Origin of the sequence: Bradyrhizobium sp. CCBAU 11430, assembly GCF_028128855.1 — a bacterium.
GTDB lineage: Bacteria > Pseudomonadota > Alphaproteobacteria > Rhizobiales > Xanthobacteraceae > Bradyrhizobium > Bradyrhizobium ottawaense.
Window position 1 is genome coordinate 28,764 of record NZ_LBJV01000047.1, and the last position, 23,310, is coordinate 52,073.

The window sequence follows — 23,310 nt, forward strand, 5'->3', positions numbered from 1 at the left end:
ACCTTTTCTCGCGTGCAACTGCCTGTCGTTATCGAGAGTCTCGCTGCGGTGCGAGATCACAATCGATGCCTCGGTCGCTACGTCCTTGATCTCGATGGAGCGCTGGCCGACAATGTCCGCGGTTCAATGTGAAGCTTTTTGGGGGAATTCGTGAATAGACCTGCCCGGGTCGTTGCCCAATCGACGTCGTCCGATTCGCCGCAAGGCATGACACTGCTGCGCGATCCCTTGCTCAACAAGGGCACCGCCTTCACGGAAGCCGAGCGCGAGGCCCTGGGCCTGCGCGGCCTGTTGCCGCCTTGCGTGCTGACGATGGAGACGCAGGCTCAGCGCGTCCTCACCAATCTGCGCACGCTGCCGACCGATCTGGAGAAATACGTCGCGCTGAACGCGCTGCATGACCGCAACGAGGCGCTGTTCTTCCGCGTCGTCGTCGACAACATCGACGAGATCCAGCCGATCATCTACACGCCGACGGTCGGGCTTGCCTGCCAGAAATTCGGCCTGATCTTCCAGCGGCCGCGCGGCATGTTCATCTCCTCGCGCGATCGCGGGCAGATCGCCGAGATTCTGAAGAACTGGCCCTATTCGGCCAAGCTGATCGTCGTCACCGACGGCGAGCGCATTTTGGGACTTGGCGATCTCGGCGCCAACGGCATGGGTATTCCTGTCGGCAAGCTCTCGCTCTATTCGGCCTGCGCCGGCGTGCATCCGGAGGCGTGCCTTCCGATCGTGCTCGACGTCGGCACCAACAACGAAGAGCTTTTGAACGATCCCTATTATCTCGGCCTGCGCGAGCGGCGGCTGACGGGCGAGGCCTATGACAGCTTCGTCGACGAATTCATGCAAGCCGCGCGAAAGACCTTCCCGGGCGTGCTGATCCAGTTCGAGGATTTCGCCAATCACTCGGCGTTCAAGCTGCTGCACAAATACCGGGATGAAGCCTGCGTCTTCAACGACGACATCCAGGGCACCGCGGCGGTCGCGCTCGCCGGCCTGTTCTCGGCGCTGCGCGTGAATGGCGGCAAGCTGAAGGATCAGAAGATCCTGTTCTTAGGGGCAGGCGAAGCGGCAACCGGCATCGCCGATCTCGTGGTGTCCGCGATGATGGCGGAGGGCGCCTCGGAAGCCGAAGCACTGCGGCGCAACTGGCTGGTGGATTCCCGCGGCCTCGTCGTCGGCGGCCGCGAAGGCCTCTCCGGCCACAAGCTGCGCTATGCGCACACCGGTCAGGCGCCGATCAGCGACTTCCTCACCGCGATCAAGACGCTGAAGCCGACGGCGATCATCGGGGTTGCCGCGGTCGGCGGCGCCTTCACGCCCGAGGTGCTCGAGGCGATGGCCGAGCTCAACGAGCAGCCGATCGTGTTCGCGCTCTCCAACCCGACCTCGAAGGCCGAATGCTCGGCGGAGGACGCCTATCGCTACACCAAGGGGCGCGCGCTGTTCGCCTGCGGCAGTCCGTATGATCCGGTGACGCTCAACGGCCGCAGCTTCGTGCCGCGCCAGGGCAACAACTCCTACATCTTCCCCGGCGTCGGCCTCGGCGTCATCGCCAGCGGCTCGAAGCTGGTGACCGACGAGATGTTCATGGCGGCGGCCCATACGCTCGCTAATTGCGTCGGCAAGGAGGATCTCGCGCAGGGCAGCCTCTATCCGGCCCTGCCGCGCATCCGCGAAGTCTCGGTCCGCATCGCCGCGGCCGTCGCGGACGTCGCCTATCAACGCGGGCTCGCCGACGGACCCGCGCCCAACGACGTCAAGGCTCTGGTGCAGTCACAGATGTACGAGCCGCATTACTGAGTGCCTCCACACCGTCATGGCCGGGCATAGCCGTCCGAAGGACGGCGTCGCTTCCGCTTGCCTATGTCCCGGGCATCCACGCCGTGCTCCGTGGCACGAAGAACGTGGATGCCCGGGCCTTCGCCTCGCCGAAGCGGCTTCGGCCGCGCAGGCGGGACAAGCCCGGGCATGACGACCTTCTGAATTCAAGCGGCTATTAGGTCAGCCCGGCGCCACCATCACAGGTGGAATCGCCGTTGCCTCGCGCGGCCGCATATGCGACAATCTGTAGCGTTACAAGAAAACTCAATCCGCAAGGTAAGCCGCCATGGACGATCGTTTGCCCGAACTGGGCGACCTCGAGCACGAGGTCATGCAATTGGTTTGGGCCCATGGTCCTGTCACGGCCGAAATCGTGCGCGAGCGGTTGTCCCGGCGTCTGAAGGAATCGACGGTGCGCACGGTGCTGCGTCGGCTCGAAGAAAAGGGCTATGCTAACCACACCGTGGACGGACGCACCTATGTCTACCACGCGGCCGAAGAGCGCTCGCGGGTTGCGGCCAAGGCGGTGCAGCGCATCGTCGACTGGTTCTGCAACGGCTCGATGGAAGAGGTCCTCGTCGGCATGGTGGACAACAAGATGCTCGACCAGCAGCAATTGCGCACGCTGGCCGACCAGGTGGCCAAGGCGAAGAAGGCGAGGGGAGTGAAGAAAGAATGATCGCAACTCTGGCGGAGGCGGCACTGCGCTCCCTTGTGCTGGGAGGCGTCGTCTGGTTCGGTCTCAATCTGTTTCGCGTGCGCAATCCGCACGTTCACATGACGGCGTGGGTCGTCGTGCTGCTGGCGTCGCTGGCGATGCCCTTCGTGATGCACTGGCCGACGCTCACGATCACCCGGCTGCCTTTGCCGGTCGTCGTGCCGAATGATTTTCTGCCGGCCGACATCTCGATGCCGGAGACGCCGCAGCCCGCGCTGCCAGTCGCGCCCGGCATTGCTATCGCGCCGCAAGCCAGAAGCGGGCTCTCGATCAATTGGTGGCTCATTGCCACCATCATCTATGCCGGCATCGCCGGCCTGTTGCTGCTGCGGCTCGCGATCGGGCTCTGCCTGACCTGGCGTCTGGCGCGCGCTGCAAAGCCGATGAATGGCCTGCAGATGATCGCCGCCGACGTGCGCGTCAGCCGCGATGTCGGCGGCCCCGTCACCTTCGGCTCGACCATTCTGGTGCCGCCGCAATTCGCCGGCTGGGACGCGAAGAAGCGCCTCGCGGTGCTCGCGCATGAAGGCGCGCATGTCGCCAATCGCGATTTCTACGTCCTCCTGCTGGCATCGCTCAACCGCGCGGTGTTCTGGTTCAGCCCGCTCTCGTGGTGGCAGCTCGCGCGCCTTGCCGAGCTCGCCGAGATCATCAGCGACGCCGAGGCGATCGAGGTGATCGACGACCGGCTGTCCTATGCGGAAATCCTGCTCGATTTTGCCAGCACAGTGAAACCACGGCCGGTCGAGCTAGCGATGGCGCGGGCCTCGACCGTGCGCGCCCGTGTCGAGCGCATCATCGCGGCTGCCGCGATGCCCGTCGCGGTCAGCTGGCGCAAGCGGCTGTGGATCGCGGCTGCGATCGTTCCGGTGGTGATCGTGTCCGCCGGCATGATCGCCTATCGCACGCCGGACGCGGTGCCACTGGCCGCGGATGCCGGCGAGGTGCCTGCCCAGCATTACCGCCCGTTCGTCAATTTCTACGCCATGGGTCCGGCCTCGGTGTTCGCCATCTTCCGCGAGGGCGACGAGGTCTATGGCCAGCTCACCGGCCAGCGCAGGCTGCGCCTGACGGTCGGCAATGACGGCACGGCCACCTACGCGGCCTCGTCCGGCGAGATCACCTTCGCGCTCGATGCGGAGCGCCGCTCGTCCGAGCTGACGCTGCGCATGAACGGCCGCGACATTCGTGCGGTTCGTGTCGCCGAGATGCCGGCGGCGGTAGCCGAGCCGGTATCGCTCGATCCGTATGTCGGTTGGTACAGGATTGCGCCAAACCGCGTGCTCACCGTGCGCCGCGACGGCGACCGTCTCTCATTGCGGGAGACCGGCCAGGACGCAACGCAGGTGCTCCCCGAGGGCACCGACGCCTTCTCCTTCCGCGGCGATCATCTCGTGATCTTCCTGCGCGACGAGCAGGCGAAAGTGTCGCGCCTGCTGGTGCAGAGCGCCATCTTCGGTGCCCGCCTGGGAGCCCGCGTCGACCCGGCGGTGGCCCAGGCGGTCGAGGCGGATTTCGCGCGCCGCCTCGCGAAGGTCTCCGACAGATTCAGGGAGCAGGTGCCGGCGGCCGGCAGTAAGGAGATGGTCTTGGCCGGCATCGAGGATCTTCGCCGCGGCACGCCGGACTATGATCGCATGAGCGCGTCGCTCGCGGCCAAGGTCCACCGCTATCTCGCCGAAATGCAAACGACTTTCGTGGCGCTCGGCGCGGTGGAATCGATCTTCTTCCGCGGCGTCGGGCCCGGCGGCTATGACATCTATGGTGTGAAGTTCGCGAACGGCAGCGCGGAATTTCGCCTGATGATCGAGCCGGACGGCAAGGCCGGCGACGTGTTCTTCCGCGCCGACGGCAATGACGAGATCGGCGGCATGGTGTCTTGCGCGGAGGAGGCGAGCGTCCGCGGCCGCGCCGGCACCTCGCCGATCAGGATCATGCTCTATAACGAGTTGGCCGACGACATCCAGGTCTTCAATCTCGATGCGGACGGCAATCGCAAGGCGCAGATCGTCAGGCCCAACATGACCTGGTTCACCACCACCACCGTGAACAATCCCTGGATGATCGCCGACAAGTCCGGACGGTGTCTGGAGATCGTGATGCCGGGGCGGCAGACCCGCTTCCACAATGTCGAAGCCTCGGCTATCGGCGCGCGTCCGGGCCGCGCCGCGCGCCGCGCCGTTCCGATCGCCAATGGCGAGGAGATGCTGCGCCGTTATATCGAGGGCGTCGGCAGGGGGCAGCCGGACTACGCGCACATGACGTCGGAAGTGGCCGACATCACGCGCCAGCAATTGCCGTTCGACCAGGCGATCCTGGCGCGGCTCGGCGCGCTGCGCGCGGTGTCCTTCCGCGGCGTCACCGCGCTCGACAGCGACATCTACATCGCCCAGTTCGCCAACGGTTCGGCGGAATGGCGCATCGGCGTCAGGAACGACACCATCACGAAGATTGCGCTCGGGCCGAATTTCTAGGGACGCCGGCGGCTCCCGATGTCGTGACGGAGGTGCTGCAATCTCCGCTTGTCGGCCAGTGCCTTGAATGCTACGGTCAGTAGCATTACAAATCGTAGCTTAGAGCCGGAACATTCGCCATGAGCAATTCCGCAAGGGCCGAAGCCGTGCTGGCTCTGCATCGTTTCGGGATGGGGCCGCGGCCGGGATCGATCGCCGCCGTCGGGAGCGACCCGCGCGGCGCGCTGATCGCCGAGCTCGACCGCCCGCTCGCGCTCACCGCGGCGAGCGCTCTGCCCCCCAGTGCGAAAGCCTATCGCACCGTGGCCGATGCCAATGCGCGGCGAGCCGCGCGGGCCAAGCAGGCGCAGCAGCAGGCCAAGAAGCAGCAGATGGCGTCGGTTGGCTCGGGCGATCAGGCCGAGGCGCGGCCCGAGGGGCAGGCACAGGGCTATGCCCAGGAAAAGGATGCGGCCGAGATGGCGGCGAAGCAGGCGGCCGACGCCATTCCCGATCCAGGGCGTCCGATCTACCTGCAGGAAGCCAAGCTCCGCACGGAAGCCGCGCTCACGGCCGATATCGGTTTTGCCGAGCGGCTGGTCTGGTTCTGGTCCAACCATTTCTGCATCTCGGCCAACAAGATCCAGAGCATGTCCGGTGCCTATGAGCGCGAGGCGGTTCGCGCCAACGCGCTCGGCCGCTTCGTCGATCTCCTGCTGGCCGTCGAAGGCCATCCGGCCATGCTGTTCTATCTCGACAATCTGGAATCGATGGGCGCCAACTCGACGGCCGGCATCAATCGCAACCGCGGCCTCAACGAGAACATCGCGCGCGAGATCATGGAGCTGCATACGCTCGGCGTGCGCACCGGCTACACCCAGGACGACGTCATCAGCTTCGCCAACGTGATGACCGGCTGGACGCTGGTGCCGCCCGGCGCCGATCCCCAACATGGCGGCGAGTTCACCTTCAATCCGCGGCTGCACGAGCCCGGCGGACAGACCGTGCTCGGTAAGCGCTACGAGCAGGAGGATGTCGAGCAGGGCCGTGCCGTGCTGCGCGATCTCGCCGCGCATCCGGCGACCGCGACCCATGTCGCGACCAAGCTCGCGCGCCACTTCGTCACCGACGCGCCGCCGCCCACTCTGGTCGAGCAGATGACGAAGAGTTTTCGTGAGACCGATGGCGATCTCAAGCAGATCGCGATCGCGATGGTGTCGTCCGACGAGGCGTGGCGCGCGCCGCCGGCAAAGCTCAAGCGTCCGAGCGAATGGGTCGTCGGCATGGTGCGTGCGACCGGCATCACGCAGGTCGATCCCGTCCTCTACACCGGCGGCCAGCAGCTGCTCGGCGAGCCGCTATGGCGTCCGTCCGCGCCCAAGGGATATCCGGATGACGAAGCGAGCTGGATCGACGGCGTCGGCCGCCGGCTCGACGTCGCCAACAATTTTGCCGAGCGCATATCCGGCATGGCCGATCCGCAAGCCATCGTCGAGGACGTCTTTGCATCCGAGATCGCGGCCGAGGTGAAGCAGGCGGTCGGCCGCGCGGAGAGCCGGCAGCAGGCGCTGGCGCTGCTGTTCATGTCGGTGGATTTTCAGAGGAGGTGAGCATGGGCGTCAATCATCTGCCCACGCGGCGCGAGCTTCTGGTCGGCTCCGGTGCGCTGTTCGCATGGAGCCAGATGCCCAGGATCGCGCGCGCCGAAGGCCGCGACCCGCGCCTGCTCGTCATCGTGCTGCGCGGCGCGCTCGACGGCCTCGGTGCCGTCGCGCCGGTCGGCGATCCCGACTGGATCTCCTTGCGCGGCGATCGCGCGCTGCTGCTGGACGGCAAGCCGCCGGCGCTGCCGCTCGACGCCTTCTTCGCGCTCAACCCGGCGATGCCGAATTTGCACCGGCTCTACAGGAGCGGCAAGGCGGCGATCGTCCATGCCGTTGCGACGCCCTATCGCGAGCGTTCGCATTTCGACGGCCAGGACGTGCTGGAGAGCGGGCTTGTCAAGCCCGGTATGACCAGCTCGGGATGGCTCAACCGCGCGCTGCTCGCGCTGGAATCGGGCGGCCGCGTCGATTCGCGCGGCAGCCGTGCGCTCGGGATCGGCTCGGTGACGCCGCTGGTGGTGCGCGGCTCCGCGCCTGTGATGACGTGGGTGCCGCAAAGGCTCTTGCCGGCGAGCGAGGACACGCAGAGCCGCCTGCTCGATCTCTACCAGCACACCGACCCGAAGCTCGCGACCGTGCTGCAGGCGCGCATGAAGCTCGCTTCGCTCAGCGGGGCGCCGGGCACGGGCGAGGCGATGTCTGACGATCCAACCCTGGCGCCGCCGGGCATCGCACGCGTGCGCGCCTACTTCTCCGACGCCGCCGGCACGGCCGCGCGCTATCTCGCCAAGCCCGACGGCCCCCGCGTCGGCGCCATGGGCTTCGTCGGCTGGGATACGCATATCGCGGAAGGCGCGGCCTCGGGCCAGCTCTACAATCTGCTCGGTGCGCTCGACGGCGCCTTCGCCGCGATCGAGAGCAACATGGGCGAAGCCTGGAAGGAGACGGTGGTGGCCGTCGTCACCGAGTTCGGCCGCACCGCCCGCATCAACGGCACGCAGGGCACCGATCACGGCACCGGCACGGTCGCCTTCCTGATCGGCGGCGGGCTCGCCGGCGGCCGCGTGATCGCGGACTGGCCGGGGCTGAAGCCGGCGCAATTGTTCGAGGATCGCGATCTCAAGCCGACCACCGATCTGCGCGCCGTGCTCAAGGGCCTGCTGAGGGATCATTTGCGCGTCGAGGAGACAGTGCTGGCGGAAACGGTCTTTCCCGGCAGCGCAGACATCAAGCCGATGGGGGGCCTTGTGGCCTGAAGCGCGATGTGCACGCTGACGCAACGAGAGCTCGATTTTCTCGCCAGCTTGAAGACGACTTGGCGACGGCTCTATTGGCGTGAGTTCGCGCGTCTTCTCGAGGAGGGGGCAGAGTCCGGCGAGACTCGTGTCGATATTTGCCCCGCCTCGCAAAGGACATGAGGAGAAGCCTGGATGAGACGCCGCCGGTTCATTTCACTTCTCGGGGCAACCGCGTTGGCGTCGCTCTCCGCTCCGCCAGTATCTGCGGAGCCATCTGGCGGCTGCGGTGTTCCGCTTGCGCGAGATGATGGCTGGCCTGCCGGCTCCGTCAACGACGATGGGCTCGTCAACCGCGACGTGCTGTGCAGGATGGGGGATCGGCTCGCATCAAGCGATGCCAACATTCATGCAGTTCTGGTCGCCCGCGACGGCAAGCTGGCGTTCGAACGTTACTTCAAGGGCGCCGACGAGATACCCGGCTACATCTACGGCCGCCGGGTCGAAACCATCGCCTTCGATGCCGATACGTTGCACAACATGAAGTCTGTTTCGAAGAGCGTTGCATCTCTCGTCGTCGGGATTGCGATCGATCGCGGGCTGATACGCGGCGTCGACGAGCCGATCTTCAGCTTCTTCCCCGAGCTGTCCGACTTGCGTTCTCCCGAAAAGGACCGCATCCGGCTGGCGCATGTGCTCACCATGTCGATGGGCCTGAAGTGGGTCGAGGCGACACCCGCGACGGGAGACGACGACAATGACGAGACGCGGATGCATATGGCATGGGATCCGTGTCGCTACGTTCTCGGTCTTCCCGTGACCGCCGCGGCGGGGCAGGAGTTCTTCTACAACACCGGCGCGCTCACGCTTGTGTCGGCCATCATCCGCAAGGCGACTGGACGTCCCCTCGACGAATTTGCGCGCGAGAATTTGTTCGAACCTCTGGGTATCACCGGCACGGCGTGGGGCCGGTACAGGGGGGATACCGATGCCGGAGGAGGATTGCGCCTGCGGCCGCGCGACATGGCCAAGATCGGCCAACTCGTGCTTGCGGGCGGTCGCTGGAACGACCGCCAGATCGTTTCCAAGGCATGGATCGAGGCTTCGACGGCGGAGAAGATCAAGGCGACGGACGATCAATCCTACGGATATCTGTGGTGGCGCGGCCAAGCGCGCCTCAATGACCGGAAGGTCGCCTGGGTCGGCGCGCTGGGGCGCGGCGGGCAGTCGATCCGCATCGTGCCGGAGCTCGATCTCGTCGTCGCAGTGACTGCGGGTTACTATCAGGACTACAGCCCGAAAGCGTTTCAACTCCAGTTCGGTATATTCAGGGACGTCCTGCGCGCGATCCCGCCTCCGGCCTGAGCTGGAGCCGGCCACCGTCAGGGCAATCGCATATGGCATTTCCGCCAGCTGAGCGCGCGCCTCGTCCTTCGAGACGACGCGCTTCGCGGTCTCCTCATCAGGATGAGGCTAAGCGGCATCGGTGCCCGTCATGACTGCTGCCGCACACTCCGTCCTCATCCTGAGGGCCCGCCAGCGGCGGGCTGTCCCGATTCAGGACGCGTCACTGTGGTCGAATCGTCACAGCTGACGCGAAACGGCGGCGGCCCCACGCCCGCTTTTGTTCCGACAAGGTTCTGCCCTCATTGCCCACCGAAATTCCGGGCAGTTCGGAGGGCGCATCATGTCTCGCATTGCACGTGCCGAAACTGCCCGGATTTCGCTGGCAACCTCGAGCCGGCTGCTGCTGGCCATCGTCGGGGCCGCCTCGCTCGCCGCCTGCGCGCAATCGCCGGTCGGCCGCCAGAAGGCCGATCTCGCGGCCACCGGCCGGCAGGCCGCGGTCGAGCGGCCGCACCGGGTGGCGGCGCTGCATCCAAGGCCGGTCAGCCGGGTGCGCATTCCCGATGGCGATGCAAAGCAAGCGACCTCGCACGGCGTTGCCAGCTTCTATTCGGATACGGAGACTGCGAGCGGCGAGAAGTTCGACAAGAACGAATTGACCGCGGCCCATCCGACCCTGCCATTCGGCACCAAGCTGCGCGTCACCGACGTTTCCTCCGGCCGCTTCGTGACCGTCAGGGTCAACGATCGCGGTCCCTATATCCGCGGACGCGTCGTCGACGTCTCGCCTTCCGCGGCCGAGGCGCTCGGCATGGTCGATAGGGGCATCACCAATGTCCGGCTCGACGTCGTGCAATGAGGCCCGGCCCGTCGAGATCGACCCGCGCACTTAACCGGCTGTTAGCTGCTCTGTCGCACCATGGGTGTCCAACAAGTCGGGGCTCCAGGTTCGGAGCCTTCTGGGGAGGCGGCGCTTGAACACGATCCAGTATCTCGAAGATCAGGCTGCGCGCGCCGAGCGGCTCGCCAAACGGATCACGGATACGCTGACGATCGAAAGGCTGCTGACCTTCGCGGGCGAGCGCCGCCGCGAGATCGAGGTCATCGCCGGCAAGCACCGCCGCGCTTAACTCCCGCATCCATGCGCTGAACGCATTCGCCCTCGCTGAGAGGCGCGGAACTTCTTCCTTTTTCCTGCGTCATGACAGTGATTGAAGAGGAGGACGTCATGGGTTTTGGACGAGGTGCTTTGCTTTGGTTGCTTGGCGTGCCGCTGCCGATCGTTCTGCTGCTGGCATTGTTCTGGCACCACTAAAGCATGATCCGGACCCGGAGGGCCGCGTTCGCGCGAAGCGCGAAGCGGTTGTCCGAAGAGATCATGCTCGACTGAAAATGTTGCCGCACGAAAAGCGCCGCGGAAGCGGCGCTTTTTTTGTTCCTGCGAGCCGAGGCAATCGATGAGGTGGATGTGTCCTCAGCTATGGCTGTCGACGAAGTCGCTGAGATAGTCGGGCAGCTCTATGCCATAGATGTCGCAGCGTGCCTTTATCGCGCCGGCGACGTCGGTCGAGATGTCCTTCATCCAATGTTCGAGCGTGTTGAACGAAATCACCTTGATGGGGTCGTTGAAGCAGCCGGCGACGAACTCGCCGATCGTGGCTTCGAGATCGCTCCGCTCGATGCGAATCTCAGTCGCCTGGTCGAGGCGGTCGATCACCACGAACAGGGTCTTGTCTGCGCCATAGGGCACGACCGGGGGTAGTACGCCAGCTGCAAGCATGTGAGGCACTCACGCCTTGACTTCCGATCTCCCCTAACGGGAAGAACCGGCAGAAAGTTCCTACGCGCCTGCATGTGAAGCGCCGTCAGAGAAATTCTCTCCAGCGCGAGAGCTCGATGACGTGTTCGGGCGAGAGGATGCCGGTCACGAGCGGCGGCTGTGCCGCTGTCCGGATCTCATAGAGATGCCGGGTCGTGGCCGGCTTCCCCATGAACGCCGAGATGCACTCGTCCAGAGTGCCTTCCGTTATCGGGTATGATTCCCGGTCCGGCCGGCGCTGGTTTGCGAGCGACGGCCATTTATGCAGGGCCGCAAGCGCACCGAAATCGACCTTTGACTCCGCAACCGCGTCCCCCATCGTCCCACCTCACGCAAAAAAAATCCCAGCACGCGGATTTGCGTACCGGGGCCCATACCTGTCGCTAAATCTCATGCCGCAAGCACCCCAACGCGATGACCCAGGAAATAGTTCCCGGCAATCCGCTACGGCGTAAGGCTCAATCGTTGGGAATTTTCGGAATTTGCAATATCCAGCTGACAAACGCCTTCACGCGGGGATCTTTGGCCATTGCCGGCGGCCAGCGCACGATTTGACCCTTGCTCAACGGCAAGTCCCACGATTGCGGAAGCACCCGTACCAGCCTCCCGTCCTTGAGCGCATCCTGGACCAGCAGCGAGCGCGCGAGCACGATCCCGTTGCCGGCGAGGGCGGCGGCTATGGCGGTAGCTATCGTTGCAAAACGTATCTCGGCGGGTGGCGGGCGGCCGAGGCCCAATCGTTCGAACCAGGTGATCCATGACCACTCGGCCCCACGGTCTTCGCCAGCCCGGCCTTTGTGCAGGAGCGGCAACGATTTGAGGCGCGTCACGTCGGTCAATGGTCGCTGGCCGGGCAGCAGGCGTGGGTGGCAGACGGGGTAAACATGCTCGCGAAATAGCAAACGCTGCGTAGACGTTGGCCTCAAGCCCGCGGCTGGTTGCCACAGCACTGCAACGTCAAGATCGGTCGACCTCGCGTGTGCATCGGCTTCACGTATGGCCAGCTCAACCGATATGCCGGGATGCGTCTGCGCAAAATCGGGCAAGCGGCGCACGAGCCAATAGTCGGCAAGCGCTGCTCCGACGCCGACTTTCAAGGCCGGAGGCGGAGCGGCGGCGCGACAAAGCGCACGAAAATCCGCCATCCTGTCCAGCAAGCCTGCCAACTCGTTCGAGAGAGCAATACCTGAGGGCGTGGCGCATAAGCCGCTCGGCTGTCGAATGAGGAGGGGCGTCCCGACGAAGTCCTCGAGTTTGCGAAGCCGATGACTGACCGCGCTCTGCGTGAGCCCGAGCTCTGCGGAGGCGCGCGTGACGCTCGCATGTCTCAAGGCGGCCTCGAACGCAATCAGCCCGTCGAAGGGAGGAAATGAGCGCATTGCATCATCATGAAGTATTTTCATGCCGATGTGAATACATCGCATTGGCGCGGGCCTCGCCCTGGGATGCATATCGGTATCAGACGCTTTCACCACGAGACAACGATGATCACGCCTGAACCCGATATGCAGCCCCGAAGCCGTTGGCACGACCTGCTGCCAGCGATGGTGCTCGGCATGGCGGCCTTTCTGACGCAATTCGACGTGACCGCCGTTGTTGTCGCGATGCCGGTTATGGCCGCCGAACTCGATTTCGGCGGCGCTGCCTATGCCTGGGTGATGGATGCCTATAGTCTGGCATTTACCGGTGGGCTGCTCGCTGCCGGCGCGCTGGCCGACAAGTATGGACGTCGACGCGCTCTGCTTGGCGGCAACGTCGTGTTCCTGGTCGGATCGATCATTTGCGGCTTTGCGGCGGGCGGTCCAATGCTGTGGGCGGCGCGTGCAATTCAAGGCCTTGGCGCGGCGTTCGTTATCACTGGAGGCATCGCGCTGCTTGCGAGTGCCTATGCTCGGCCTGACGAGCGCGCCCGCGCCTTTGCGTTCATGGGCGTGCTCTCAGGCATCGCCATGGCGCTCGGACCAACGCTCGGGGGACTTGTCTCAGCCTGGTTCGGATGGCGCTGGATCTTCCTGGCCAATATTCCGCTTTGTCTGCTCACGCTTCTCGCCGTTCCGCGGCTGGTCGCAGAGTCGCGTGATCCTGACGGCCGCCCGCTGGACTGGAGCGGCGTCGTGCTTCTCACGTTTGCGCTTGGAATTGCGATCGAGAGCCTGCTGACGGGAGGTGCAATGCCGGCCCGGATTGCAGCGGGCCTCGGGCTGAGCGGGTGTCTGCTCGCCATCTTCGTGATGCAGCAGCGGCGCCGGCCCGTGCCGATTTTCGACCCCGCTGTGTTCATTCGGCCGGTCATGGTCGGCATTTCCTCGCTGCTGATTGCTGTTTCCGTTGGATACTGGGCGGTTCTCGTCTATCTGCCTCCGTTCCTGAGCGCAGCGTTCGGCTGGGCAGGCCCGTCCGTTGGCTTCGCGATGCTCTTTGCGACGTTGCCGATGCTTCTGCTGCCGCCCTATGGTGCTCGCCTGGCAAGACGCTGGGGCTGGCGCCGGCTGTTCGCGACGGCGATGCTGGCGCTGCTGGCAGGCGATCTCATTCTGGTGCTGGCGGCGAGCGGCTGGCTCCCGAACGCGCAAGTCGTTCTCGCTGCGGCGGCAACCGGAATGCTGTTGACCGGGATTGGCGCAGTCCTCGCGCATCCGCAACTGTCGAGCGCGGTCGTTGCGTTGGTGCCTCCGGCCCAAGCGGGTATGGCCTCGGCGGTCACCGTGGTCATGAGGCAGGCCGGATTCGCACTCGGCGTCGCAACGCTCGGTGCGATGCTATCGGGCGACGGAACGGCTGCCGGTTACGCGTGGCCCTGGCTTGTTGCCGCTTTTGGATCAGCAGGCGGCCTCATCGCCGCATCGATGTTGCTGCCTGACCATCAGCCGTAGCTGTAGCTGGCCGATACAAGAGCCGGCCGCCGGGCCACACCAATCGCCACGCCGGCCGGGAAAAGGTTCCCGGCCGCGGTGTCATGATCAGCTCGCCGCCGCCGCGATTCTCTGCCCCGGGCTGGCTAGCCCGTGGCAGTGCTCGTCACCGCGGCTGACCTCCGGCGGCAGCCCGGCGAAGCGCCGCAAGGCTTCCGCCATCTGCACCCGGCCCGAGACGCCCGTGATCACCACATCGACCATGGTGAAGGACGAGTGGAAATGGCCGTGCGCCTTGAGCTGCTCGACCGGGACGCCTGCGGCCGCCATCGCCTCGGCATAAGCGATGCCTTCGTCGCGCAGCGGATCGAACTCGCAGGTCGTCACGAAGGCCGGCGGCAGCCTTTCGACCTTGCCGCGGAGTGGCGAGGCGCGCGGATCGGTGCGGTCCGCCGGCGAGCAGTAGAGGTCCCAGAACCAGTACATCAGCGAGCGCGTCAGGAAGTAGCCGGTCGCATTGTCGTTATAGGACGGGCGATCGAAGGTGCAGTCGGTGACCGGGCAGATCAGGAGCTGACCGGCGATCTCCGGCCCGCCGCGGTCGCGTGCGAGCTGGCAGGTGACGGCGGCGATGTTGCCGCCGGCGCTCCAGCCCGCAACCAGCACCGGGCCCGGCTTGCCGCCGAGCTCAGTGGCGTGCTCGGCGATCCAGCGCGTGGCCGCATAGCCGTCTTCGGCAGCGGTCGGGAAGCGATGCTCCGGCGCGTGACGATAGCCGACGCTGACGAACATCATGCCGGTCCGCCGCACCATGTCGCGGCAGAACGGCTCGTCCGACTGCTCGTCGCCGAGCACCCAGCCGCCGCCGTGGAAATAGACCACGACCGGATGCGGTCCCGGCGTTGCCGGCTTGTAGACGCGGTATGGCAGCGCGCCATCGGTGACGGGGAGGGTGCCATCGACGATATCGCCGATCGGCCGCCCGGCGGGACGGCCCTTGTTGAACTCGTTCACGAACTCGCGCGCGCCGAGCGCGCCCATCGACTCGATCTGCGGCAGGTTCAGCGATGCGAGCAGGTTCAGCACCAGCCGCACATCCGGCTGCAGCCGCACCACCTCGCCGTCATTGCATTGCTCTGCACCGCCAGGGCCGGTGAGCTTGAAACCGAGCATGCCGCGGCTGACCACCTCGTCGCAGATGCTGCGATAGGGGCCGACGCCGCCGGTATAGGGCATCAGGCCCTGCACCTTGCCGGGGACGTTGGCGCCCGTGTACCAGGTGTTGGCGAGCCGATGCAGCGTCACCATCGAGCAGTCCGCCATGTGCCGGCCCCAGCCGGCCTGCGCCGTCTCGGTCGGCTCGATCGTGGTGAAGCCGGCATCGCGCAATGCGGCGAGCCGGTCGACCACCCAGTCGACATGCTGCTCGATCGACACCGCCATGTTCGACAGCACCGACGGGCTGCCGGGCCCGGTGATCATGAAAAAGTTGGGAAAGCCTTCGACGGTGAGCCCGAGATAGGTCTGCGGCCCCTGCGCCCAGACATCTGTCAGCGACTTGCCGCCGCGCCCGGTGATCGGATGCACGGCGCGGATTGCGCCGGTCATGGCGTCGAACCCGGTCGCGAATACGATGATTTCGACGTCGACGCTGCGGCCGTTCGTGGAGATGCCACTCGCCGTGATCGCCTTGATCGGCTCCTGGCGCAGATTGACCAGCGTGACGTTCGGCCGGTTGTAAGTGGCGTAATAATTGGTGTCGAGGCAGGGACGCTTTGCGCCGAAGGGATGATCGTGCGGCGTGAGCGCCGCCGCTGTCTCGGGGTCCTTGACCGCCGCCCGGATCTTCTCGCGGATCAGGTCCTGGACGATCTTGTTGCCGTCGACGTCGACGGCCTGATCGGCCCAGAGCTGGGTCAGGATGTGGACGAGGTCGCCGGCGGCCCAGGCACGTTCGAATCGCTCGCGACGCTCGGCATCGCTCAATTGCCAGCTCACGACCGTCTGCTGCGGATAGGGCACGCCCGCCATCGACTGGCGCGCCTGCTCGCGATAGGCCGGGCGATCGGACTGCAGCAGGCTCATGCGGTCCGATGGCGCCGGCCCGTTATGCGCAGGCAGCGCGAAGTTCGGCGTGCGCTGGAACACGGTCAGATGCGCGGCCTGCTCGGCGATCAGCGGGATCGACTGGATGGCGGACGAGCCGGTGCCGATCACGGCGACGCGTTTTCCCGCGAGATTGACGCCGCCATGCGGCCAGCGTCCGGTGAAATAGACCTCGCCCTTGAAATCCTTGACGCCGTCGATCTCCGGCGGCTTCGGCGCCGAGAGGCAGCCGGTGGCCATGATGTAGTGGCGGCAGGAGACAGGTGGGCCATTGTCCGTGGTCAGCTGCCAGCGCTCGGCCTTCTCGTCCCACTTGGCTTCGGTGACCTTGGTCCTGAAGCGGATGTCGCCCCTGAGGTCGTAGCGGTCGGCGACGAAGCCGAGATAACGCAGGATTTCGGGCTGGGTCGCGTATTTCTCCGACCAGGTCCAGGCCGTCTCGAGCTCTGGATCGAAGGTGTAGCTGTAGTCGATGGTCTGGATGTCGCAGCGCGCGCCCGGATAGCGGTTCCAGTACCAGGTGCCGCCGACGTCGCCGGCCTCTTCGAGCCCGACCGCCGAGAGGCCGGCCTTGCGCAGGCGATGAAGGAGATAGAGGCCGGCAAAGCCGGCGCCGACCACGGCGACATCGACCTGCTGAGCGGTTCCGCGCTCATCGGAGGCACGTGTGGCAACCATCGCATCAGGCATGACATCCTCCCGTATGTTTTGTTTTGCCGGCAGGCTATAGCCACATGCACGGCTTGTCATCACAGCAAGTGCAATCTTCGGTAGGCGTTTGCGGCGTCACCGTGGCGCGTGAATGTTGCGGCACTACACGCACCGCGATGCACAATGGCCGTGATTGCCCGGGCTAATCATGCCCGATCCGCCTGTGTATGCTTGCGGTTACAAGCCACGCGTACCGGCCGGGCGTCATGACAGAGTTGAGTGAGCGGACCAAAGCGAACATGGACGTCGTCCTGGAGGAGACGTGTAGGCAATTGCCGCATGGCGGCGATCACGACAGCCGCAGGTTCATCGCCGAACGCCTGATCGAAGCCGCGCGGGCCGGGCACTCCACGCTCGGCGAGCTCGGCATCGTCGCGCGGCACGCACTGGCGGCGATTCTCGCAAAGCGCGGTTAGTGTGAGCCGGCAGGCTTGCTCCGCCGACGGCCGCGGACGTAACCTGCAGGAAACCGTTCCGCGCATCGAGATGCACCGAAGATGCGATCCCTGCTCGCGCTTCTTGCGGCCTCCATTGTCCTGTGTTGCGCTGGCTCGGCCGTGGCGCAGCCGGTCGGACAGTTTCCGTTCGCGCTGACGCGTGAAGGACAGATTCTCGGCGCCGTCGAGGGTGAGGTGGCCTCGTTCAAGGGACTGGCCTATGCGGCGCCGCCGGTCGGCGCACTGCGGTGGCGACCGCCGCAGCCGACGCCCGAAAGTTCGGAGATGCACACCGCCTACGATTACGGCGCGCCGTGCCTTCAGCCGTCCTTGCCTGATGCGGGCGAGGATTGCCTGACGCTGAACGTGTTCCGTCCCTTCGGGGTCGACGGCCCGCTGCCGGTGATGATGTTCATCCATGGCGGCGGCTTCATCGGCGGCACCGCGAATGAGCGGCTGTTCGACGGTGCCAGGCTGGCGCAGGCCGGCCTCATCGTGGTCACCGCAAATTATCGCCTTGGCGTGCTCGGCTGGCTCACTGATCCTGCGCTGACGGACGGCGGCTCCGGCAATTACGGCCTGATGGACCAGATCGCCGCGCTGCATTGGGTTCATGACAACATCGCCGCCTTCGGCGGTGATCCGCACAATGTCACCTTGTTCGGCAGCGATTCAGGCGCGACATCGATCGCGCTTCTGATGCTGTCCGCGCAGTCGCGCGATCTGTTCCAGAAGGCCATTCTGCAATCGGTGCCCGCTCGCGCGCCCCTGCGCTCGGCGCAGGATGCGCAGGCGATGGGCCGGCAGTTCGTGGCGGCGCTCGGACCGCAGGCGGATTTGCGTGCCGCCGGACCGCGACGCCTGCTTGCCGCCGAAAGCCGTCTGCTGGAGCAATCGCGGTACGGCTTCGCGCCGATGATGGACGGAGCTCTGGTGACCGAGGATATCGCGGCAGGCTTTGCGGCCGGACACCAAAGCCGCATTCCCCTGATCATCGGCTCGAACGACGACGAGACGGGTTTCGACGGCGAGTTCGATGTCAAGGAGGAGCTTGCAGCGTCAGGCCTCACAAGCGATGAGCTGCGCAAGCTCTATCCTGATCTCGCCAAGCCTTCTCTCGCCAAGCCTTCTCTTGTTAAGCCTTCGGATGTTGCGGCACGATTCTACACCGACAAGGTCTTTTCCGAGCCCGCAAGACTGCTGGCGCGCCTGCATGCCGCAAGCGGCGCGGCGACCTTTCGCTATCGCTTCGCCTATGTGCCCGAGGCGCGTCGCGCCAATCCTGGGCCTGGGCATGGGCGCGAGCTGCAGTTCATCTTCGGTGCAGAAGGCGTGCCGGGAGCGGGCATCTTCTCGCGGGCTGATCGCGAGGTCGCAAGCCGCATGCGGTCCTATTGGATCAACTTCGCCAGAAGCGGCGATCCCAACGGTCCCGGTCTGCCGCATTGGGATTCCGTCGCTGGCCGCGATCGCCTGCTGCTGATCGCGAACGATCACATCGCGAGCGGAGACGACCCCTGGTCGGAGCGTCTCGACCGTATCGCAGGCGAGAGCAAGAAATGAGCTGGACTTAAGCGGCGAGCTCGACGCGGGGCGCCGGCGTCAGCCGGCCTTCCTCCAGATAGTCCATCGCGCCGTCCTTCTCGACGGCATAGAACTGCTGGCCTTCGCGCGACTTGAAGGCGGCGCGAACGATGCCGCGGCGGCCCTTGTCACTGTTGACGACGTCCCCCAGCGCAAACTTCTTCATCTCACGTCTCACTTGTCTTCAGGCCGACTGCTTCGGCCACGCCGGGGATTTTGGGCGGCAAATCGTTAACGACTTGCTAACCATGCCGGTTTGCCTATGCTCGCCGCCGGACGCGCGGGCACGCGCAGAGTGCCGATGAGACGAAGCCCCATGACGCGATTTCCGACCCTGTTCCTGTCGCATGGCGGCGGCCCCTGGCCCTTCATGGAGGACCGGCGGGTGCAATATGCCAGAACCGCCGAAGAGTTCGGCCGGTTGCCGCAGCTTCTCCCGGAGAGACCAAAGGCCGTGCTCGTCATCACTGGCCATTGGGAGGCCGATGCCTTCACCGTCTCGACCTCGGCGCAGCCGCCGATGGTGTACGACTATTACGGTTTCCCCGAGCATACCTATCATCTCAAATATCCGGCGCCGGGCCGGCCCGAACTGGCGACCGAGGTGAAGGCGCTGCTCACGCGGGCCGGCCTGGAATGCCGGGAAGATCCCAACCAGGGTTTTGATCACGGCACCTTCGTGCCGCTCGGCCTGATGTATCCGAACGCCGATATGCCGATCGTGCTGCTGTCGCTGAAGTCTGCTTACGATGCGGCCGAGCACATCAGGGTCGGCGAGGCGATTGCCTCGCTCCGCGATGAAGGCATCCTGATCGTCGGCAGCGGGCTGACCTATCACAACATGCGTGGCTTCAACCGGCCCGAGTCCAAGCCGGTCTCGTATGACTTCGAGGCCTATCTGAACGAGGCGATCAGCAACCCGGATCCGGCCCGCCGCAACGCGATGCTGGTGGATTGGGAGAATGCACCGAGCGCGCGTCTGGCGCATCCGCGCGAGGACCATCTGCTGCCGCTGATGGTGGCCGCCGGCGCCGCCGGCAGCGATATCGGCAAGCGCGTCTTCGTCGACGAGGTCGCAGGCGTGGCGATGGCGTCGTATGTGTTTGGATGAATTCGTAGGGCGGATTAGCCCGCGGCTGCGCGAAGCGCAGTCCGCCGGCGTAATCCGCCGTCGTGCGGCATTAAGGTGGCGGATTACGCCTTCGGCTAATCCGCCCTACGGCATCCCGCGACCTCATCCGTATTTCAGCTTCATGAACAAAATGCCGCCGGCGAGCAGCATGGTGATGGCGTTGGCGGCGACCAGCGGCGCATCGCCCGAGAGCAGGCCGTAGATCAGCCAGAGCGCGAGGCCCAGCACCATGACCAGGAACATGCCGAGCGAGATGTCTCCGGTGGAGCGGGTCTTCCACACCTTGATGGCTTGCGGCGCGTAGGCCACGGTGGTGCAGGTTGCGGCGGCAAAGCCGATCAGCTTGATCACGAACGGGTCCATGCCGGCTCTATAGCATGGATTCGACGACGGTCATGCTTCCGGAGCGGCCATCCAGGCGGCAGTCTGCGCGCGCGCCTCGTCCTTCGAGACGGCGCTTACGCGCCTCCTCAGGATGAGGCTAAGCAGCGCCGGTGCTGCCGACTTCGTTGCCGTGTACTCCGCCCTCATCCTGAGGAGCCCGCGAAAGCGGGCGTCTCGAAGGATGCGCCGCAGGGTGGTTTTCTACATACGATAGTTTTGCGCCTCAGGCACGCTCCGCCGTGAGCCCACGATAGAGCGCGGCATAGTCGCCGGCGCGGTTGCGCCAGGAGACGTCGGTCGCAAGGCCGTGTCGTTGCAGTTGGCGCCAGGTCGGCTTGTCGTGGAAGGCGGTGTTGGCCTTGCGTAAGCTGCCGGCAAGGGCCTCCGCCGTCACGGGTGCGAACTTGAAGCCGGTGGCATCGCGGTCGGCGGCGTCGGCCTCTCCGATGTCGACGATGGTGTCCTCGAGCCCGCCGACGCGTGAGACGATCGGGACGGCGCCGTAGCGTAGCGCGCAGAGCTGGGTCAGGCCGCACGGCTCGAAGCGCGAGGGCACGATCAGCGCGTCCGAGCCGGCCTGGAGCAGGTGCGCCAGGATCTCGTCATAGCCGATCACGACGCCGATCCGTCCGGGATTGGCGCGGGCCGCGGCCTGATAGCGATCCTGGAGATCGCGGTCGCCGCTGCCGAGCAGCGCGAGCTGCATGCCTTCGGCCAGAATGGTCGGAATGGCCTCGAGCAGCAGATCGAGCCCCTTCTGCCAGGACAGCCGGCTGATGACGCCGAGCAGCGGCGCTTCGTCGGAGGAGTCGAGATTGAACTGCTGCTGAAGCACCGCCTTGTTCGCGGCCCGGAAGGTGAGGTCCTCCGCGCCGTAGCGGTAGGCGATGTGCGGATCGTCCTGCGGATTCCACACCGAGACGTCGATGCCGTTGAGGATGCCGCTCAGCACGTTTGCGCGTGCGCGCAACAGGCCACCGAATCCCATGCCGCCTTCGTCGCTCTGGATCTCCTGTGCGTAGGTCGGCGACACCGTCGTGATGCGATCGGCGAATTGCAGGCCCGCCTTCAAAAAGCTGATGCCGCCGAAATATTCGATCTCATTGACGTTGAACGCGTGCCAGGGCAGGCCGATCGCACCGATCAGCTCGGGAGCGAACTTGCCCTGATAGGCCATGTTATGGATGGTCATCACGGTGCCGGGTCGCGGGCGATTGTCATAGTGCAGATAGGCTGGCGCGAGCCCGGCCTGCCAGTCATGGGCGTGCACGACATCGGGTACGAAGGCGGGGACGAGGCCGTGGCCGATATCGGCGGCGATGCGCGACAGCGCCGCGAAGCGCACGCCATTGTCCGGCCAGTCGACACCCTCGGTGGTGACATAGGGATTGCCCGGCCGCGCATAGAGATGTGGCACGTCGAGCACGAACAAGTCGAGCCCGTCGTGAGAGCCCGCGAGCAGCCGGCCCGGTCCGCCGAAATAATCCGGCCAGCTCCGGATTTCCTCTGCGTTCGACACGATCCGCGTCACGTCGGGATAACCCGGCATCAAGGTGCGCATCTCGACGCCATGCGCCTTCAGCGCAATCGGCAGCGCGCCGGCGACATCCGCGAGGCCGCCGGTCTTGACGATGGGATAGACTTCAGAAGCGACCGCGAGGACGCGAACAGGCCTCATGTATTGAGCCTGTCGATCATCGGCTGAGTGACGAGCGAAATCCCCTGCTCGGTGGTGCGGAAGCGCTTGGCATCGAACGCCGGGTCCTCGCCGATCACGAGTCCTTCCGGAATCTCGACGCCGCGGTCGATCACGACGTTCTTCAGGCGAGCGCCGCGGCCGACACTGACATAGGGCATGATCACGGCGTTCTCGACATTGGCGTATGAGTTGATGCGCACGCCGGTGAACAGCAGCGATCGGCGCAGCGAGGCGCCGGAGATGATGCAGCCGCCCGAGACCAGCGAGCTCACGGCCTGGCCGCGCCGGCTCTCCTCGTCATGAACGAATTTCGCCGGCGGCGTGATCTCCGCATAGGACCAGATCGGCCAGGAGCTGTCGAACAGGTCGAGCTCGGGCACGACGTCAGTGAGGTCGATATTGGCGGCCCAATAGGCATCGACCGTGCCGACGTCGCGCCAATAGGCGCGGGGGTCGCTGCCGGAACGCACGCAGGAGGTGGAATATTGGTGCGCCATCGCGCGGCCGTTCTTGACGAGGTAGGGAATGATGTCCTTGCCGAAATCGTGGTTCGAGTTCGGGTCCTCGGCGTCGCGCTTGAGCTCCTCGAACAGGAACTTCGCGTCGAACACGTAGATGCCCATGCTGGCGAGCGAGACGTCCGGCTTGCCCGGCATCGGCGGCGGATCCTTCGGCTTCTCCAGGAACTCCTGAATCCAGCCGTTCTCGTCGATATGCATGATGCCGAAGCCCGAAGATTCCGTCCGCGGCATCTCCAGGCAACCGACCGTGACGTCGGCGCCGCTGTCGACGTGCTGGCGCAGCATCACCTCGTAGTCCATCTTGTAGATGTGGTCGCCGGCCAGCACCACGATGAAGCGGCAGGCGTGGGATTCGATGATGTCGATGTTCTGGTAGACCGCATCCGCCGTGCCGACGTACCACATGTTCTCGGAGACGCGCTGGCTCGCGGGGAGGATGTCGAAGCTCTCGTTTCGCTCCGGGCGAAAGAAGTTCCAGCCCATCTGAAGGTGCCGGATCAGGCTGTGCGCCTTGTATTGGGTGGCGACTGCGATGCGGCGGATGCCCGAATTGACGGCATTCGACAGCGCGAAATCGATGATGCGGGACTTGCCGCCGAAATAGACGGCTGGCTTGGCGCGGCGGTCGGTCAGTTCCAGGAGCCGGCTGCCACGTCCGCCGGCCAGGACGAACGCCAGCGCCTGACGGGCAAGCGGCTCGGGTCTCGCGGCACTCATGTCGTCCTCCCCACTCACGCCCGGCGCAGGCCGAGGCTATTTGTCGCGAGAAGCCTCGCGCCATTGGAACCGATAGTAACGGTACGAATAGTCAATCGTGAAGTAGGTTGTTGGTTGCGCAGGCGAGAAGCTTAATGCTTTGCCTTGGCCGCGGGGCTCCGGCATCG

Annotated in this window: 20 protein-coding genes; 12 read left to right on the plus strand and 8 right to left on the minus strand. The window is 65.4% G+C overall.

Translation table 11 applies throughout. The features are described 5' to 3' along the window. The first annotated feature begins 150 nt into the window (after positions 1-150). From XI04_RS12670 to XI04_RS12705, 8 genes are all read left to right on the plus strand, one after another. Positions 151-1,803: an NAD-dependent malic enzyme gene (locus XI04_RS12670; protein WP_080670331.1), complete on the plus strand. Its 1,653-nt coding sequence runs from the start codon at positions 151-153 to the stop codon at positions 1,801-1,803. 307 nt (positions 1,804-2,110) lie between these two features. Next, positions 2,111-2,503, plus strand: a complete 393-nt coding sequence (locus XI04_RS12675) for a BlaI/MecI/CopY family transcriptional regulator (protein WP_028145423.1) — start codon at positions 2,111-2,113, stop codon at positions 2,501-2,503. Beyond that, positions 2,500-5,016 (plus strand): M56 family metallopeptidase, encoded by a 2,517-nt coding sequence (locus tag XI04_RS12680; protein WP_152102526.1) that lies wholly within the window; start codon positions 2,500-2,502, stop codon positions 5,014-5,016. Before XI04_RS12675 ends, XI04_RS12680 begins: the two co-directional genes overlap by 4 nt. A 119-nt stretch (positions 5,017-5,135) precedes the next feature. Continuing rightward, a complete protein-coding gene (locus XI04_RS12685; protein ID WP_271610246.1) occupies positions 5,136-6,605 on the plus strand; it encodes a DUF1800 domain-containing protein in 1,470 nt (489 codons plus the stop codon). A 2-nt stretch (positions 6,606-6,607) separates the two neighbouring features. Then, positions 6,608-7,855, plus strand: a complete 1,248-nt coding sequence (locus XI04_RS12690) for a DUF1501 domain-containing protein (protein ID WP_271610245.1) — start codon at positions 6,608-6,610, stop codon at positions 7,853-7,855. Between the two features lie 174 nt (positions 7,856-8,029). Beyond that, positions 8,030-9,199 carry a serine hydrolase domain-containing protein gene (locus tag XI04_RS12695; protein ID WP_097668389.1) on the plus strand — a complete coding sequence of 390 codons (1,170 nt, stop codon included), beginning with the start codon at positions 8,030-8,032 and terminating at the stop codon, positions 9,197-9,199. 322 nt (positions 9,200-9,521) lie between these two features. Further along, positions 9,522-10,040: a septal ring lytic transglycosylase RlpA family protein gene (locus tag XI04_RS12700; protein WP_038947599.1), complete on the plus strand. Its 519-nt coding sequence runs from the start codon at positions 9,522-9,524 to the stop codon at positions 10,038-10,040. A gap of 115 nt (positions 10,041-10,155) precedes the next feature. Continuing rightward, a complete protein-coding gene (locus XI04_RS12705) occupies positions 10,156-10,311 on the plus strand; it encodes a hypothetical protein (RefSeq protein ID WP_018319756.1) in 156 nt (51 codons plus the stop codon). Positions 10,312-10,655: 344 nt separating this feature from the next. Here the strand turns inward: XI04_RS12705 and XI04_RS12710 are convergent, their stop codons facing one another. The 3 genes from XI04_RS12710 to XI04_RS12720 all read right to left on the minus strand — a co-directional run bounded on the left by XI04_RS12710 (position 10,656) and on the right by XI04_RS12720 (position 12,379). After that, the gene (locus tag XI04_RS12710) at positions 10,656-10,961 is read right to left on the minus strand and encodes a hypothetical protein (RefSeq protein ID WP_038947598.1); all 306 of its coding nucleotides are present in this window, start codon (positions 10,959-10,961) and stop codon (positions 10,656-10,658) included. A gap of 85 nt (positions 10,962-11,046) precedes the next feature. Then, entirely contained in the window at positions 11,047-11,319 is a 273-nt protein-coding gene (locus XI04_RS12715) for a hypothetical protein (protein WP_028145416.1), read from the minus strand. A 139-nt stretch (positions 11,320-11,458) separates the two neighbouring features. Next, positions 11,459-12,379 (minus strand): LysR substrate-binding domain-containing protein, encoded by a 921-nt coding sequence (locus XI04_RS12720; RefSeq protein WP_271611362.1) that lies wholly within the window; start codon positions 12,377-12,379, stop codon positions 11,459-11,461. A 9-nt stretch (positions 12,380-12,388) separates the two neighbouring features. Between XI04_RS12720 and XI04_RS12725 the strand changes: the two genes are divergently transcribed. Further along, on the plus strand, positions 12,389-13,873 hold the full coding sequence (locus XI04_RS12725; protein WP_271623704.1) for an MFS transporter: 1,485 nt from the start codon (positions 12,389-12,391) through the stop codon (positions 13,871-13,873). An 87-nt stretch (positions 13,874-13,960) separates the two neighbouring features. Here XI04_RS12725 and XI04_RS12730 read toward each other — a convergent pair whose 3' ends face one another. Then, a complete protein-coding gene (locus XI04_RS12730) occupies positions 13,961-16,648 on the minus strand; it encodes a flavin-containing monooxygenase (protein ID WP_028145415.1) in 2,688 nt (895 codons plus the stop codon). Between the two features lie 188 nt (positions 16,649-16,836). On the opposite strand from XI04_RS12730, the gene XI04_RS12735 reads away from it, so the two are divergent. Further along, positions 16,837-17,085, plus strand: coding sequence for a hypothetical protein (locus tag XI04_RS12735; protein WP_028145414.1), 249 nt, complete (start codon positions 16,837-16,839; stop codon positions 17,083-17,085). An 81-nt stretch (positions 17,086-17,166) separates the two neighbouring features. Next, on the plus strand, positions 17,167-18,669 hold the full coding sequence (locus XI04_RS12740; protein WP_271596743.1) for a carboxylesterase/lipase family protein: 1,503 nt from the start codon (positions 17,167-17,169) through the stop codon (positions 18,667-18,669). Positions 18,670-18,676: 7 nt separating this feature from the next. On the opposite strand, the gene XI04_RS12745 is transcribed toward XI04_RS12740, so the two are convergent. Next, positions 18,677-18,856, minus strand: a complete 180-nt coding sequence (locus tag XI04_RS12745) for a hypothetical protein (protein ID WP_028145412.1) — start codon at positions 18,854-18,856, stop codon at positions 18,677-18,679. Positions 18,857-19,006: 150 nt separating this feature from the next. Between XI04_RS12745 and XI04_RS12750 the strand changes: the two genes are divergently transcribed. Further along, positions 19,007-19,801 (plus strand): DODA-type extradiol aromatic ring-opening family dioxygenase, encoded by a 795-nt coding sequence (locus XI04_RS12750; protein ID WP_028145411.1) that lies wholly within the window; start codon positions 19,007-19,009, stop codon positions 19,799-19,801. A gap of 123 nt (positions 19,802-19,924) precedes the next feature. Here XI04_RS12750 and XI04_RS12755 read toward each other — a convergent pair whose 3' ends face one another. The 3 genes from XI04_RS12755 to glgC all read right to left on the minus strand — a co-directional run bounded on the left by XI04_RS12755 (position 19,925) and on the right by glgC (position 23,143). Further along, entirely contained in the window at positions 19,925-20,185 is a 261-nt protein-coding gene (locus tag XI04_RS12755; RefSeq protein ID WP_028145410.1) for a SemiSWEET transporter, read from the minus strand. Between the two features lie 244 nt (positions 20,186-20,429). Then, positions 20,430-21,884, minus strand: a complete 1,455-nt coding sequence (gene glgA / locus XI04_RS12760; protein ID WP_028145409.1) for a glycogen synthase GlgA — start codon at positions 21,882-21,884, stop codon at positions 20,430-20,432. Continuing rightward, positions 21,881-23,143 (minus strand): glucose-1-phosphate adenylyltransferase, encoded by a 1,263-nt coding sequence (gene glgC, locus XI04_RS12765; RefSeq protein ID WP_028145408.1) that lies wholly within the window; start codon positions 23,141-23,143, stop codon positions 21,881-21,883. The genes glgA and glgC overlap by 4 nt, the downstream gene beginning before the upstream one ends. Between the last annotated feature and the right edge of the window lie 167 nt (positions 23,144-23,310).

Coding starts and splice junctions, on each gene's coding strand:
- XI04_RS12695 (WP_097668389.1), top strand. CDS start 8,030: ATGAGACGCCGCCGGTTCATTTCACTTCTCGGGGCAACCGCGTTGGCG.
- XI04_RS12675 (WP_028145423.1), top strand. CDS start 2,111: ATGGACGATCGTTTGCCCGAACTGGGCGACCTCGAGCACGAGGTCATG.
- XI04_RS12690 (WP_271610245.1), top strand. CDS start 6,608: ATGGGCGTCAATCATCTGCCCACGCGGCGCGAGCTTCTGGTCGGCTCC.
- XI04_RS12720 (WP_271611362.1), bottom strand. CDS start 12,379: ATGCGCTCATTTCCTCCCTTCGACGGGCTGATTGCGTTCGAGGCCGCC.
- XI04_RS12740 (WP_271596743.1), top strand. CDS start 17,167: ATGCGATCCCTGCTCGCGCTTCTTGCGGCCTCCATTGTCCTGTGTTGC.
- XI04_RS12750 (WP_028145411.1), top strand. CDS start 19,007: ATGACGCGATTTCCGACCCTGTTCCTGTCGCATGGCGGCGGCCCCTGG.
- XI04_RS12680 (WP_152102526.1), top strand. CDS start 2,500: ATGATCGCAACTCTGGCGGAGGCGGCACTGCGCTCCCTTGTGCTGGGA.
- glgA (WP_028145409.1), bottom strand. CDS start 21,884: ATGAGGCCTGTTCGCGTCCTCGCGGTCGCTTCTGAAGTCTATCCCATC.
- XI04_RS12745 (WP_028145412.1), bottom strand. CDS start 18,856: ATGAAGAAGTTTGCGCTGGGGGACGTCGTCAACAGTGACAAGGGCCGC.
- XI04_RS12755 (WP_028145410.1), bottom strand. CDS start 20,185: ATGGACCCGTTCGTGATCAAGCTGATCGGCTTTGCCGCCGCAACCTGC.
- XI04_RS12730 (WP_028145415.1), bottom strand. CDS start 16,648: ATGCCTGATGCGATGGTTGCCACACGTGCCTCCGATGAGCGCGGAACC.
- XI04_RS12710 (WP_038947598.1), bottom strand. CDS start 10,961: ATGCTTGCAGCTGGCGTACTACCCCCGGTCGTGCCCTATGGCGCAGAC.
- XI04_RS12735 (WP_028145414.1), top strand. CDS start 16,837: ATGCTTGCGGTTACAAGCCACGCGTACCGGCCGGGCGTCATGACAGAG.
- XI04_RS12685 (WP_271610246.1), top strand. CDS start 5,136: ATGAGCAATTCCGCAAGGGCCGAAGCCGTGCTGGCTCTGCATCGTTTC.
- glgC (WP_028145408.1), bottom strand. CDS start 23,143: ATGAGTGCCGCGAGACCCGAGCCGCTTGCCCGTCAGGCGCTGGCGTTC.
- XI04_RS12725 (WP_271623704.1), top strand. CDS start 12,389: ATGAAGTATTTTCATGCCGATGTGAATACATCGCATTGGCGCGGGCCT.
- XI04_RS12700 (WP_038947599.1), top strand. CDS start 9,522: ATGTCTCGCATTGCACGTGCCGAAACTGCCCGGATTTCGCTGGCAACC.
- XI04_RS12715 (WP_028145416.1), bottom strand. CDS start 11,319: ATGGGGGACGCGGTTGCGGAGTCAAAGGTCGATTTCGGTGCGCTTGCG.